The 12,910-nt window shown below is 52.1% G+C and carries 15 protein-coding genes; 6 read left to right on the forward strand and 9 right to left on the reverse strand.

Going from position 1 to position 12,910, the window contains the following annotated elements:
* Nucleotides 1-26: 26 nt before the first annotated feature.
* Entirely contained in the window at nt 27-1,274 is a 1,248-nt protein-coding gene (pepT, locus tag F0P93_RS22415; protein WP_150879975.1) for a peptidase T, read from the forward strand.
* A gap of 79 nt (nt 1,275-1,353) precedes the next feature.
* Here pepT and F0P93_RS22420 read toward each other — a convergent pair whose 3' ends face one another.
* The 9 genes from F0P93_RS22420 to F0P93_RS22460 form a co-directional block, all read right to left on the reverse strand.
* Nucleotides 1,354-2,148 (reverse strand): SDR family NAD(P)-dependent oxidoreductase, encoded by a 795-nt coding sequence (locus F0P93_RS22420; protein WP_150879976.1) that lies wholly within the window; start codon nt 2,146-2,148, stop codon nt 1,354-1,356.
* 15 nt (nt 2,149-2,163) lie between these two features.
* Entirely contained in the window at nt 2,164-3,849 is a 1,686-nt protein-coding gene (locus F0P93_RS22425; protein WP_150879977.1) for a D-alanine--D-alanine ligase family protein, read from the reverse strand.
* A 118-nt stretch (nt 3,850-3,967) separates the two neighbouring features.
* On the reverse strand, nt 3,968-4,234 hold the full coding sequence (locus F0P93_RS22430; protein WP_150879978.1) for a NifU family protein: 267 nt from the start codon (nt 4,232-4,234) through the stop codon (nt 3,968-3,970).
* 77 nt (nt 4,235-4,311) lie between these two features.
* On the reverse strand, nt 4,312-5,421 hold the full coding sequence (locus tag F0P93_RS22435) for an Mrp/NBP35 family ATP-binding protein (RefSeq protein ID WP_150879979.1): 1,110 nt from the start codon (nt 5,419-5,421) through the stop codon (nt 4,312-4,314).
* A 29-nt stretch (nt 5,422-5,450) separates the two neighbouring features.
* Entirely contained in the window at nt 5,451-6,464 is a 1,014-nt protein-coding gene (locus F0P93_RS22440; protein WP_150879980.1) for a GSCFA domain-containing protein, read from the reverse strand.
* 80 nt (nt 6,465-6,544) lie between these two features.
* Nucleotides 6,545-6,988 (reverse strand): 50S ribosomal protein L9, encoded by a 444-nt coding sequence (gene rplI / locus F0P93_RS22445; protein WP_150879981.1) that lies wholly within the window; start codon nt 6,986-6,988, stop codon nt 6,545-6,547.
* A 109-nt stretch (nt 6,989-7,097) separates the two neighbouring features.
* Nucleotides 7,098-7,349: a 30S ribosomal protein S18 gene (rpsR, locus tag F0P93_RS22450; protein WP_038117645.1), complete on the reverse strand. Its 252-nt coding sequence runs from the start codon at nt 7,347-7,349 to the stop codon at nt 7,098-7,100.
* Nucleotides 7,350-7,351: 2 nt separating this feature from the next.
* Nucleotides 7,352-7,735 (reverse strand): 30S ribosomal protein S6, encoded by a 384-nt coding sequence (rpsF, locus tag F0P93_RS22455; protein ID WP_114405045.1) that lies wholly within the window; start codon nt 7,733-7,735, stop codon nt 7,352-7,354.
* A gap of 136 nt (nt 7,736-7,871) precedes the next feature.
* The gene (locus F0P93_RS22460; protein ID WP_150879982.1) at nt 7,872-8,816 is read right to left on the reverse strand and encodes a DUF8428 domain-containing protein; all 945 of its coding nucleotides are present in this window, start codon (nt 8,814-8,816) and stop codon (nt 7,872-7,874) included.
* A gap of 167 nt (nt 8,817-8,983) precedes the next feature.
* Here F0P93_RS22460 and F0P93_RS22465 point away from each other — a divergent pair, with 167 nt between their 5' ends.
* From F0P93_RS22465 to eat, 5 genes are all read left to right on the forward strand, one after another.
* Complete coding sequence (locus F0P93_RS22465) at nt 8,984-9,646, forward strand: YggS family pyridoxal phosphate-dependent enzyme (protein ID WP_150879983.1); 663 nt, start codon at nt 8,984-8,986, stop codon at nt 9,644-9,646.
* 14 nt (nt 9,647-9,660) lie between these two features.
* A complete protein-coding gene (locus F0P93_RS22470; protein ID WP_150879984.1) occupies nt 9,661-10,047 on the forward strand; it encodes a DUF423 domain-containing protein in 387 nt (128 codons plus the stop codon).
* A 334-nt stretch (nt 10,048-10,381) separates the two neighbouring features.
* The gene (locus tag F0P93_RS22475) at nt 10,382-10,780 is read left to right on the forward strand and encodes a hypothetical protein (RefSeq protein ID WP_150879985.1); all 399 of its coding nucleotides are present in this window, start codon (nt 10,382-10,384) and stop codon (nt 10,778-10,780) included.
* 9 nt (nt 10,781-10,789) lie between these two features.
* Complete coding sequence (locus tag F0P93_RS22480) at nt 10,790-11,446, forward strand: hypothetical protein (RefSeq protein WP_150879986.1); 657 nt, start codon at nt 10,790-10,792, stop codon at nt 11,444-11,446.
* A gap of 93 nt (nt 11,447-11,539) precedes the next feature.
* Complete coding sequence (gene eat, locus F0P93_RS22485) at nt 11,540-12,886, forward strand: ethanolamine permease (RefSeq protein WP_150880298.1); 1,347 nt, start codon at nt 11,540-11,542, stop codon at nt 12,884-12,886.
* Nucleotides 12,887-12,910 lie beyond the last annotated feature (24 nt).

Below are 12,910 nucleotides of genomic sequence, written 5' to 3' on the forward strand. Positions count from 1 at the left end.
CCGAATTCAAATTTCGCCTTAAAATCATGTTCCAAAATACATCCGTTACCAGTCGCTTTCTTCGTTACGTCCAAATTGATACTCAGTCCGATCCACGGTCAACGACCAATCCGTCGACTGAAAAACAGAAAGATCTGGGCCGGATTCTGGTTGAAGAACTGCACGAAATTGGTATTGCGGATGCTGAACTGGACGAGTATGGCTACGTGTATGCGACCATTCCGGCCAACACGGAGAAAACCAATGTCCCGATTTTGTGTCTTTGCGCCCATATGGATACGTCGCCCGATGTAACGGGCGAAGGCGTAAAACCGCTGACGCACCACGGCTGGGACGGCTCCGACATGGTTTTACCCGACGACCCGACGCAAATCATCCGCCTGGCCGATCACCCTGATTTACACGATCAGATTGGCAACGACATCATCACCGCCAGCGGAACGACCCTGCTCGGTGCGGACAACAAAGCCGGTGTGGCCGAAATCATGACGGCTGCGGAGTTGATTATTAATCAGCCGATTATCAAACACGGAACCATTCGCTTGCTGTTTACGCCGGATGAAGAAGTAGGGCGTGGAACGGAAAAAGTGGACATGGAAAAGCTCGGTGCGGACTTTGGCTACACCATCGACGGCGAACAGCTCGGCACGCTGGAAGATGAAACGTTTTCGGCCGATGCGGTCAAAATCGTGATTCAGGGTGTGAGCACGCACCCCGGTTTTGCGAAAGGCAAGCTCGAAAATGCGCTGAAAGTTGCCGCCGATTTGTTGGCCGCTCTGCCCAAAGATTCGCTTTCACCCGAAACCACCGAAGGACACGAAGGCTTCATTCATCCGGGCCATCTCGAAGGCAATCAGGACCAGGCGGTGGTCGAGTTCATCATCCGGGATTTTAGCGTGAGCGGTTTACACGAAAAGGAACAGTATCTTCAAAATCTTCTCAATGCTGTTCTGGCGAATTACCCCAACTCCAGCGCCACCTTTGAGGTGCGGGAACAATACCGGAACATGAAAGAGGTATTGGATCAGCACCCGGCGGTCGTCGAAAATGCCCTCGAAGCCATCCGCCGGAGCGAACTGTCGCCCGAACGGCGAAGCATCCGGGGCGGCACAGACGGTTCGCGGTTGTCGTTCATGGGTCTCCCCTGCCCCAATATCTTCGCCGGTGAACACGCGTTTCACTCCCGTCTGGAGTGGGTCTCGGTTCAGGACATGGAAAAAGCCGTCGAGGTGATTGTGAATTTGTGCCAGGTTTGGGAGGAAAAAGCAGACTAGACGCCTAACAAGTAATAGAGGGTTTCGGAAAGATTAGATGTCCTTTCGAAACCCTCTTTTTATGCTTTATAATCTGGAATCAGGCAATCGTCTTCGTCACGCCCCCGTCGACCCGAATGGCTGCGCCGTTGGTCGCCGATGCCAGCGGGCTGGACAGGTAAGCCACCATATTGGCAATTTCCTGCGTGGTCGCAAACCGCTGAATAATGGACGTCGGGCGGGCATTCTTGAAGAAATCCTTTTCCATATCTTCCACCGAAACCTGGTTCATCGTTGCCATATTTCCGATAAAATCGCCGACGCCTTCGGAGAAGGTTGGCCCCGGCAAAATGGAGTTGACGGTTACGTTCGTTCCTTTCGTCAACTCGGCCAAGCCCCGTGAAATCGCTAGCTGAGCGGTTTTGGTGGTGCCGTAGTGAATCATTTCGGTGGGAATTTGTAGTGCCGATTCACTGGAAACGAAGAGGATGCGACCCCAGTTTTTGGCCAGCATTTTCGGAAAATAATGACGGGAAAGCCGGACGCCACTCAGCACATTGACTTCGAAAAACCGCATCCAGTCCTCATCCGGAATGTCCGCGAAATCTTTCGGCTCAAAAATACCGACGTTGTTGATCAATATATCGACTTCGGGCAACTCCGCCAGCAAGGCGTTTACCTCCTCAACTTTACTAAAATCAGCCGCGATGCCCCGAAACCGGGTGCCGGGCAGTTCGTCCGATACCTGCTGAACCAGGGCAGCGACGCGCGCCCGGTTGCGACCATTGATGATCACTTCGACTCCTTCCTGCGCCAGTGTTCGGGCAACAGCCAGACCAATACCTGCCGTTGAACCCGTTACGAGGGCGGTTTTTCCGCTCAATTGCAAATCCATATCCGTCCGTTGTTTTTAAGAATACCGCTCCGTAATCGTTCTGGCCCGCTCCCGGGTTTCGGCGATCAACGGATGCACCGGTTTGGCAAGCGCTTCCAACGCTTCGGAAACCGTGTCCTTGAACAACAAATTAACCGGCAATTCGTGCCGATCCTGAGCGGTTTTTAGCACCACCACCGGTTTGGTTTGCCCCTGCGCACCGTGGAAACCATACCAGGCTTTCGCTTCCAGCCAGGCCGCATCAACGGCTTCGGCGGTGGTGTCTACCAGAAACTCCTCCGTCGGCAGATGCAGGTTTTTGCGTTCCGCCATCCGACCATCCAGATCGGCCAGTTGCTGGCGAAGGCGAATCGTGTCCTTGCCCGTCCGGATGCGTTCACGCAACGACTGGCGGATGAAATACGTGATAGCCTGCGTGACGTTCAGCCCGATCTCAGCCATTTGCTTGAAAATGAGCGAGGTCGGCGACATGCCGGGAATGGTGTTCGGATCATGCAGCAGCACTCGCCCCGGTTCGTTGGCCTGATCGGGCGTCAAAAAACCGTCGATCCGGGCGCAGACGTTCATGCCCAGGCGTGTAAACACCTCGGCGACACTCAACTGAATTTCCCGGTTGTGTTCCAGACTGGTTTCGACCGGAATCCGTTTTTTGGTCGTATTGGACTGGTATTTTGATTTAAAGTCGAAGCTGGTAACATTGTAAATTTCGGTCGGGGGCAGGGCAACCGCCGTTCCGTCGTCGTCCTGAATCACCCCACACGAAAATTCCTGACCGCTGACGAATTCCTCAAACAGCACATCGTCTTCGGAGTTCGCCGATCCGATAACCAACGTTCGATACCCCGAAGCCGCCCAGGAATCCGCTTTTTCGAGCAGGTCTTTGGGATGGTCAATAAACTCGCCGGTTTCTTCGATCACAACCGGATAACCAATGCCGGAATCCAGTTCGGTCACTTCCTGCACAAAAGTGGTTTTCTCGTCTTCCGAAAACTGCTTCCAGCTTTCCAGGTCAATTTCCTGCCGGAAGAAACACTGATCAACCGCTTTGGTGAACTGGCTCAGGTCGTTTTCCCGAACAATCACTACGCCGATCGACGAGCCCTGATGCGGAGCTTTCACCACAATGGGTAAACCCAGCAACCCCTGAAGCGACTCAAACACCCCGGCCTTATCCGCCTGATCCCAGTCGGGTCGGCTGATGACCGACGTTTTTTTCTGCTGCCCATTGACCAGCGCAATCAATTCATTTTGCAGAATCTTATTGATTCCCACCGCCGAACCCATCAGGCCCGGCCCGGTATAGGGTATTCTATACCATTCGAGCAAGCCCTGAATACCGCCGTCTTCACAGTCGGGGCCGTGCATGGCCAGAAAGGCCAGATCAAAGTGCTGGCTGAAGTGCTGCGGCTGGATACGCTGACCGATCGCACTAATTTGCTGTTCCCGTTCCTCATCGGATAAACCGGCTAACGATTCGATGTAAACGCTGAACGCGGGGTCGGTTTGCTGCGGATAAAACGCCCGGATCGAGCCTTTGCCGAGAAACTCTTCCCGAATTAAAATAAAATTACCAAGCCCATCCACAAAAACCATGACGGGCTGAAACAGCGATTTGTCAATATGGGCCAGGGCAGTCCGACCACCCGCAAACGAGACTTCCCGCTCACGCGACGGGCCACCGAAGAAGATTCCTATTTTCATTGTATATAGCTACGAACGAATGCCTGTGGGCATGGGGTGCAAAATAACAAAAAAGGCCGCTCTTCCGATGGAAGAACGGCCAAAAGTCTTAAAAGAGATCAATGGCAATCAGTATAATTTAAAACGCCGGGGTCAGGTTGACGGCTTCGACCCGCGTAATTTCCGGAACGGCTTTCAGAATGGCTTCTTCCAACCCGGCTTTGAAGGTCATGGTTGACATGGGGCAGGAGCCACAGGCGCCGACCAGTTCCAGCCGGACTACTTTATCGCTCGTCACTTCCAGCACCTTCACGTTACCCCCATCTGCTTCCAGATACGGCCGGATGCTATTCAGCGCCTTTTCGATACGATCTATTAAAATTTCGTTGTCCAGTACAGTTTCCATGCGAACAGTAAACAAAGGTGGTCAAATGACTGATGGTAAAAATACGTTTTTTCCCTCTTAAATCCAATCAAACCGGCTTATTGACGAACAATTTCAACCGGACGGGTTTTGTCAAGTGTGGCATTGCGTACCGAAATCTGTTGCGCCAGGGCTTCAGCCGCCGACCGGAAAGCCCCCGAGGTCACCGGATCATTTTCGGTCACAACGGGTTTGCCGTCATCGCCCGCTTCCCGGATGCTCTGCACCAGCGGAATCTGACCCAGCAACGGCACGTCGAACTTATCAGCCAGCAACTGCCCACCGCCTTTGCCAAAGATATAGTATTTCGAGTCAGGCAGCTCGGCGGGGGTAAAATAGGCCATGTTTTCGATGACGCCCAACACCGGCACGTTGATCTGCGGTTGCCGGAACATCGCCAGCCCCTTCGTCGCATCGGCCAGCGCCACTTTTTGAGGAGTGGTTACAATAACCGCGCCGGTCACGGGAACGGTTTGCACCAGCGTCAGGTGAATGTCGCTCGTTCCGGGCGGCAGGTCGATCAGCAGGTAGTCCAGTTCGCCCCAGTTCGTATCGGCAAAAAACTGGCGCAATGCCTGGCTCGCCATGGGCCCCCGCCAAACGATGGCGTTGTCCTTCGGTGTCAGAAAACCGATCGACATCAGCTTAACGCCAAACTGTTGAATCGGTTGCAACATGTTCTTTCCATCTACCTGCCCCACCGCCGGTTGAAGTTCTTCCGCCCCAAACATGACCGGAATCGACGGGCCAAAAATATCAGCGTCGATAATCCCGACTTTCGCACCGGATTTGTGTAAAGCCACCGCCAGATTGGCCGTGACGGTCGATTTGCCAACTCCGCCTTTCCCCGACGCAATCGCAATAATATTCTTCACACCCGGCAAAACCGGGGCGTTGAAACGCGTTGAACTCACATCCGCCGTAAGATTGACAAGTACTTCAATGTCGGGGCCAATGTAGGTATGAATGGCGTCGACACACCGTTTACGAATCAGCTCTTTCAGGGGGCAGGCGGGGGTGGTCAGCACCACCGTAAAACGCACCTGATCAACACCTAACTCAATGTCTTTCACCATATTGAGCGTAACCAAATCACGCTTCAAATCCGGTTCTTCGACGTGCCCGAGGGCATTTAAAACACTTTCTTTGGTAAGTTTATACGTTGACATAAGTACAGGTCTGTTGGGTAAACAGCGAATCAAGCGGCCTGGTTCGCGCCCGGGTCAATCGTTTTGAAGGCCCGCAACCGGCTTTCTATTTCCTGTTTCTCCCGAGTAACATCGGCTTTTTTGGAAACCGCATCCAGTTGTTGAAGCAATTTCTCCAGAAACCGCCGGTGTGATTCCGTTCCTTCGTGAAAAGGCCGGTGCGCCATCGACTTCCGCAGGGTTTGCCACTCGGTTATAAAGCTGCGAAGTTCGTCATCAAATGCGCATTCGGCAAACTTTTCAAAAATATAGGTTTCGGCTACTGCATTGGGATGTATCAGATCGGCTTCGTAAAACCGGTAATCACGCAAATCATCCAGCATGATCTCGTAAGCCGGAAAATAATGAACCTGCTCGTTCCAGACCGTCAATTCGTGGCTAACGGCCCTCAGAATGGATTTGCTGGCCTGATTGAGCGGCAAGGTGTCTTTGGTATGCCGTACCGGACTAACGGTCAGCAGGATCTGCAAACCCGGATTGGCGCGCTTCAGCTTTTTCACCAGATCGGTCAGCGTCTGCTGAACATGTTCGTAGGCATACAGGTATTTTTCAAACAGAAAACCGGGCATTTTCTGGCAGTTGGCCACCACCTTCCCGGTTTCGAGATGCCGATACACCGTAGCCGTTCCCAGCGTCAGCACAAGCCAGTCAGCAGTTCGAAGGGCTTCGCCAGTTTGGGTCAGCAAGTCTGTGAGTTTTCCCCGTAGTTCATCTTGGCTGCGGCCCCAGAAGATAGAATGAAAGTCGTAATGAAACCACAAGCCGTCGCGTTCTACATACAAATCCGGATCGGGTTCGGCACTTTGCAGGGAGGCCAGCTGGAGTTTGGCAATGGAAACCGGGTTGAACAAGGTTCCGAACGGATTGCTCCGTACAGCCACTTTGTTGTCGGTCAGCTGACGGCCCAGCACGTCAGCAAAACAGGAGCCAATGGTTACTACCCGGGCGTCGGGCCGGATCAAAGCCGGTAGTTTTTCCGGCGATAGTTCAGTACGAAAGTCCATACCATACTAACAAAAAAGCGGTTCGAAAAGCTCCGAACCGCCTTAAAAAATTCACACGATAACGTGCTGATTATCATTGATTATTCAGCCGCGATAACGTCAAACTTGATCGTTTGTTTTACGTCTTTGTGCAGGTTGACGATGGCGTTGTAGGAACCCAGAACTTTGGCTTCGTCGATCGTGATTTTCTTCCGGTCGATGTCGTATCCCTTTTCTTTCAGAGCATCGGCCACCTGCGTATTGGTAACCCGGCCGAAGATTTTACCACTTTCGCCCGCTTTTGCCAGAATCTTCAATTCCAGTTGTCCGATTGCTTCGGCAATGGCCAGCGCATCGTTTTTGGTTTTTTCGGCTTTGTGAGCGGCCTGGCGAATGTTTTCGGCCACCACTTTCTTGTTCGAATCCGTTGCCATCACGGCATATCCCTGCGGAATCAGGTAATTACGGCCATAGCCGGGTTTAACTTCAACAGTGTCGTTCTTAAAACCCAGTCCGGCGATGTCGGTTTTCAGTATGATTTGCATAATATGAATGAGTTTTCAGTTTATGGAATACGGTTTTCAGTAAACGGTTCACGGTTTTCAGACAAGCAGAACACCGTAAACTGTATACCGTAAACCGAACACCGTAAACTTATTTCAGTGAATCGCCTACGTAAGGTAATAAGGCAAGGTGACGAGCGCGTTTAACGGCCTGACCCACTTTGCGTTGGTATTTCAAGCTCGTTCCGGTGATCCGGCGGGGCAGAATTTTGCCTTGCTCGTTCAACAACTTCAGCAGGAAGTTGGGATCCTTGTAATCGATGTATTTGATACCGGATTTTTTGAAACGACAGTATTTCTTCCGGTTTTCGTTTTTGCTAACGGGTTCGTTCTGCAGACTCATGATTATTTGGCCTCCTCTCCTGCTTTTTCGGTTTGTTGTTTGCTTTTACCCAGTTGTCCTTTGCGACGACGTTCGTTGTACGCCAGTGCGTGCTTATCGAGAACCGTGGTCAGGTTGCGAATGATGCGCTCATCCCGACGGAATTCGATGTCCAGTGCTTCGGGAACCTTCGTTTCAGCCGAAAACTCAAACAGGAAATAATAACCTGTATTCTTGTGTTGGATCGGGTACGCCAGTTTGCGCAGGCCCATACTCTCTTCGTTAACAATTTCCGCACCGTTATCGGTTAAAATCTTGCGGAACTTGTCGACGGTGTCCTTTATCTGAACTTCAGATAAAACGGGAGTTAAAATGAACACCGTCTCATAGTTCTTTGTGAACTGCATGACAATTGTGTTAAATGGATAATGATTTCAAAATGAGGACGCAAAGGTAGTAAGAATGCCGGAAAAGAGAAAGGGACGAACGGTTTTTTTTATCCCGCGTCCCTTTCTCTTTTCCGGCTGATTTTCAGTCCGTTCGTTATTTTACCGTAAACTCGCCCTGCCCGATTTTAAACCCTTCCGAATAGAGTTCAATCTGGTGCGTGCCTTCTTTGAACGGGATGTTGCCCCGACCATAAATGAAAGCCACCTGCTGTCCGGTATTATCGTAGGCAATGGTTTGTTTGGCCGTATAGACCATCTCCTGCCCGCTGAAAATAAACTGCCCGGAACCGGTGGCCATGTCCGCAATCACCGACCCGCTGGGGTCCAGAATCCGGAGAAAAATCTCTTTTTCGTTCTCCTGCGCCAGTGGGTTGGTCGAAAGCCGGAACGAAATCTTTATTTTTTCAATGCGCCGGGCGCGGTATTCACCCCCATCGCTTTCTTTACCGCGCCGGTTGATGGCATTCACCGCCAGGTTCTCCGCTTTCAGGGCCGAAGCCAGGGTAACTTTTTCGGCCAGTTCCCGGTTTTTTTCAGAAATCGTCGTCACCGTGTCATTCAGGGCCTGCCGCTCGTTTTTCAAACTGGTGTTCTCTTCCGTCAGGGTCTGGTTCTGCGACGTCAGGATGCTGTTTTCTTCCTTGAGCTGGCCAATTTCCTTGTCTTTTTCATCCAGGATAGCCAGGTATTCTTTAATCTTGACCTCGTATTTTTTGATGTCGAAAGCTGCTACATTCCGCAGGTTCCGTTTGTCGGCTTCCAGTTGTTCTTTCACTTTCAACAACGAATCGACCCGGCCACCAAGCGACTGAATCTCGGAAATTTTCGCATCCAGTTGGGTGGAAATGGAATCCAGACGGGTCTTGGTCACCAGCATTTCCTGGGTTTTATCAGTCAGCGTAGTTTGCTGGCTTTTATTGGTTTGTCTCTCCTGATAATAGAAATAGAGTAGCAGCAAATTCAGGGCGGCCAGAATCCCTAAGGCCACTAATAAGTAATTTTTACGGTTATTACGTCGGTCCTGGTTATACGACTCCATCGATGAGTATTACTTAATTTGTTTCGCGTTATTTGGCGTAAAGTAAGGGTTTCCTGTACTTTTTTCAATAAAACCGCTCATTATTTTCCGGCAACAGTTCCTTAAATCAACTTCGGATGGATTCAACTTGCATCCGCTATCTTTGCCCCAAATTGAGTAATCAGACAATGACCATCGCCACGAACATTCAGCAGATTGAACAGCAATTGCCCGAACAGACCAAGCTGATCGCCGTTACCAAAACCAAGCCCGTTGCCCTGCTTCAGGAAGCCTACGACGCGGGGTGCCGGCGTTTTGGCGAAAACAAAGTGCAGGAAATGGTCGAGAAACAACCGCAGTTGCCCGCCGACATCCAGTGGCACCTCATCGGCCACCTGCAAACCAACAAGGTGAAATACATGGCGCCTTTTGTGAGCCTGATCCATTCGGTCGATAGCCTGAAAGTGCTGGAAGAAATCAACAAACAGGCCGCCCGGCACACCCGCGTCATCGACTGCCTGCTCCAGATTCACATTGCGCAGGAAGAAACCAAATTTGGCTTTGACGAAGCGGAAGCCGACGCCCTGCTGAATTCCCCGGAACTCGACCAACTGGCGAATGTCCGGATTGTGGGGCTGATGGGCATGGCGACCAACACCGACGACGACGCCCAAATCCGGCAGGAATTTCGAACGCTCAAGCAGTTCTTCGACCGGCTCAGTACCCTTCAGAAACCGAATGTGGCTTTTCAGGAGCTTTCGATGGGCATGAGCAGCGATTATTTGATCGCAATTGAAGAAGGCAGCACAATGGTACGGGTTGGAAGTGCGATATTTGGAACACGAAACTGACACAACCCCTTATCATGCCTAAATTCTTTCTGCAATCCGGTGCCATTCTGGGCTTCCTGGGCGTCGCCCTGGGTGCTTTCGGAGCCCACGCTTTCCGGGCCATGCTCGAGCTTTCGAAGCGCAGCGACACCTTTGAAACCGCCGTAAAATACCAGTTTTACCACGCGCTGGCGCTGGTTGCCATTGGAATTCTGCTGCAACTACCGGCCACTTCGGCGGTTTCGGCAAAATATTATTCGTGGGCAGGCTATGCGTATCTTTCCGGCGTTCTGATTTTCAGTGGCTCGCTGTATACCATTTGTTTCACCGGGATCACCAAATTCGGGGCCGTTGCCCCCATCGGCGGGTTGCTGATGCTGGCGGGCTGGGCGTTGCTGCTGGTCGGTGGTTTGAAAAGTTAAGTTTCGGTTTTAGTTGGTAATTCAATTGATTAAGGAGGGTTCCGAATCGATTTTAGTACCCAAACTACCCTACGTTTTGTTATCCCGTAGGGATTTAACAGCGTAGCGTCGGTAGACGTGGAGGTTCTCTCGAGCGCCCTTCGTGCCGTCAGGTACGAGACAGGTTGCCAGGATAGGTTTCGTACCTGACGGCACGAACAGGTTAGAATGGAGCGTCTTTTGCTACCGACGCCACGCTGCTGAGCCCCGAAGGGGCTAAAACCGTTCGAACTGTTAATAAAAAATGTGATTCTGAGGAACGACCCGAATCAAACATTTAACATCTGATGTGTCTATGAAAAACGTGACGATCATTACGGGACTGGCGGTGCTGCTGGCGGGCTGGTTGACGTTATCGGCTTTACGCCCGGCGACTTCCCTACCATCGGCTGTGATCATGACCGATTCGGTCAAACACGATCCCGCGACCGGTCTGGTGGTGGATGAACGACTGACGCTGGTGGTCGCCCAATGCACGGCCTGCCATTCGAGCAAACTGATTTTGCAAAACCGCTTCACCCGCGACGGCTGGAAGGAGAAAATCCGGTGGATGCAACGCACGCAGAAACTCTGGGACCTGGGCGAAACGGAGCCGGTGGTGCTGGATTATCTGGTGAAGTATTACGGCCCGGAACACAAAGCGTTCGATGGTCGCCGGAAACCGATGACGGCGGTACAGTGGTATAAATTGTAAGTTCGCAACATGAAAAAAAACGCTTATCACTATCTTTTTGGGCAGGACACCCTGTATCAGGTCGACGAACCGGAGCCGATTGTGCGGGCGCCAGTGCAACCCGAACCGCCGGTTGCTCAACCCGAAATCATAGTTGAACAAGCCGTTGCGGAACTGAAAACCGTCGTTGACTTGGAACCCAAACCGGTTCAACCGGAAATCATTCAGTCGGTACAATTGGTTGAACCGGAAATGCCGCTGGTGGCTTCGATTGAACCGGAATCTGCTCCTGTCCCCATCATCGAATCGCCGGTGCCACTGCCTGCGGCACCAAAGCCCAAAGTGTTGCTCCTGTTCGATGAAGAGCTGACGCCCGGCGAACTGATTTTCCTGGAAAACATCCTGAAAGCCATCCATCTGAGCCTCAGCGACATCGATATACTGAACCTGGCCGGCTCGGGACTGGTCGATTTTCACGCGGTTTTGGAGAACAAAACCCTGCACCACTTCATCTCCTTCGGCGTCCCCTTCAAAACCATTCACTTGAACATTCAGATGGATCGGTACCAGCCCATCCGGATTTTTGGCATTACGTTCCTGCTGGCCGACCCGCTTTCGGCCATCGAAGCCGACTCGAAATTGAAACGAAAATTGTGGGAAGTACTGAAAAAAGTATTTTTGGATTAATCCCGAAAATGACTTTTATTTAGATTGTAGTCCCGCATTTCGCTGATTCGGGGCACTGTCTTGTACTTTTCCCGTTTCTTTTTGACAGATCAGATGGTCGAATCCTCTACTGATTCCGCGTCGACGCATGCCGACGAATCAACGAGCCAGCCCGGATTACGAAAAGTAATCACCACCGCCCAATTGTGGTCGATTGCCGTGGGTATGGTCATTTCCGGCGAATACTTCGGCTGGAACTACGGCTGGGCCGTGGCCGGAACCATCGGTTTTCTGGTGGCCACCCTCGTGGTCACGGTCATGTACCTCGCCTTCATTTTTAGTTATACCGAACTCACGACTTCCATCCCGGACGCCGGTGGGCCGTTTAGCTATGCCAACCGCGCCTTCGGTTCAACGGCGGCTTTTATTGCCGGTTTTGCCACGCTCGTCGACTTTCTGATGGCCCCTCCCGCCATTGCTGCGGCTTTGGGTGCTTATGCCAATTTCCTGCACCCGGAACTGCCCGTCCTGGGCGTGGCCATGGCCACTTACGTCGTCTTTATTACCATCAACATTCTGGGCATCAAGGAATCGGCCAATTTTTCGATGATCATTACCGTCCTGGCGGTGGTGGAATTGCTGGTTTTCATGGCGCTGGTGGCTCCCTCCTACCAAACCCGGAACTTCGTTGCTCACAATGAATCCTACGGTGCAGGCGGGGTATTTGCCGCCCTCCCGTTTGCAATCTGGTTCTACCTTGCGATTGAAGGCGTAGCGATGGTAGCCGAAGAAGTAAAAAATCCGAAGAAAACGATTCCGCGCGGGTATCTGCTCAGCATCGGCACGCTGGTTTTCCTGGCCCTGGGCACCATGATTCTCACGGCGGGCGTTGGCGACTGGCGACTGTTGAGCAAAATCGACTACCCGCTGCCCGAAACGCTGGCGATGGTCTGGGGTCGCAACAGCCCGTGGTCGAAAGTCTTCGCCAGTCTGGGGTTGTTTGGACTCATTGCATCCTTTCACTGCAACACCATTGGCTATTCCCGCCAGATTTTTGCCCTGGCCCGGAGCGGTTATCTGCCCGGTTTTCTGGCGAAGGTCAACCGGCGGTTCCAGACGCCCCACTGGGCACTGATCTGGGGCGGTATTATCGGCTTTATCGCCCTGTTTTCCGGTACTACCGGCGACATCATCATCCTGTCGGCTCTTGGCGCGGTGGTCATGTACATCAGCAGCATGGTGAGCCTGTTCAAACTCCGCCAGAAAGAACCGGATCTCGAACGTCCGTTTATCGCGCCCTTTTATCCCTACATTCCGGCCATTGCGCTTCTGCTATCCTGCGTCTGTCTGGTTGCCATTGTGTATTACAACGTTTGGCTGAGTGTGATTTTTGCCGGATTGCTGGCGGTTTCGCTGGCGCTGTTCCGGGTTATTGGCATTCGATTGCCGGATTCGCGTTAGACCGATCAAAGAGGTTCGACAAGA

This window comes from Larkinella humicola, from assembly GCF_008727875.1.
Classification (GTDB): domain Bacteria; phylum Bacteroidota; class Bacteroidia; order Cytophagales; family Spirosomataceae; genus Larkinella; species Larkinella humicola.

Coding starts and splice junctions, on each gene's coding strand:
- pepT (WP_150879975.1), top strand. CDS start 27: ATGTTCCAAAATACATCCGTTACCAGTCGCTTTCTTCGTTACGTCCAA.
- F0P93_RS22420 (WP_150879976.1), bottom strand. CDS start 2,148: ATGGATTTGCAATTGAGCGGAAAAACCGCCCTCGTAACGGGTTCAACG.
- F0P93_RS22425 (WP_150879977.1), bottom strand. CDS start 3,849: ATGAAAATAGGAATCTTCTTCGGTGGCCCGTCGCGTGAGCGGGAAGTC.
- F0P93_RS22430 (WP_150879978.1), bottom strand. CDS start 4,234: ATGGAAACTGTACTGGACAACGAAATTTTAATAGATCGTATCGAAAAG.
- F0P93_RS22435 (WP_150879979.1), bottom strand. CDS start 5,421: ATGTCAACGTATAAACTTACCAAAGAAAGTGTTTTAAATGCCCTCGGG.
- F0P93_RS22440 (WP_150879980.1), bottom strand. CDS start 6,464: ATGGACTTTCGTACTGAACTATCGCCGGAAAAACTACCGGCTTTGATC.
- rplI (WP_150879981.1), bottom strand. CDS start 6,988: ATGCAAATCATACTGAAAACCGACATCGCCGGACTGGGTTTTAAGAAC.
- rpsR (WP_038117645.1), bottom strand. CDS start 7,349: ATGAGTCTGCAGAACGAACCCGTTAGCAAAAACGAAAACCGGAAGAAA.
- rpsF (WP_114405045.1), bottom strand. CDS start 7,735: ATGCAGTTCACAAAGAACTATGAGACGGTGTTCATTTTAACTCCCGTT.
- F0P93_RS22460 (WP_150879982.1), bottom strand. CDS start 8,816: ATGGAGTCGTATAACCAGGACCGACGTAATAACCGTAAAAATTACTTA.
- F0P93_RS22465 (WP_150879983.1), top strand. CDS start 8,984: ATGACCATCGCCACGAACATTCAGCAGATTGAACAGCAATTGCCCGAA.
- F0P93_RS22470 (WP_150879984.1), top strand. CDS start 9,661: ATGCCTAAATTCTTTCTGCAATCCGGTGCCATTCTGGGCTTCCTGGGC.
- F0P93_RS22475 (WP_150879985.1), top strand. CDS start 10,382: ATGAAAAACGTGACGATCATTACGGGACTGGCGGTGCTGCTGGCGGGC.
- F0P93_RS22480 (WP_150879986.1), top strand. CDS start 10,790: ATGAAAAAAAACGCTTATCACTATCTTTTTGGGCAGGACACCCTGTAT.
- eat (WP_150880298.1), top strand. CDS start 11,540: ATGGTCGAATCCTCTACTGATTCCGCGTCGACGCATGCCGACGAATCA.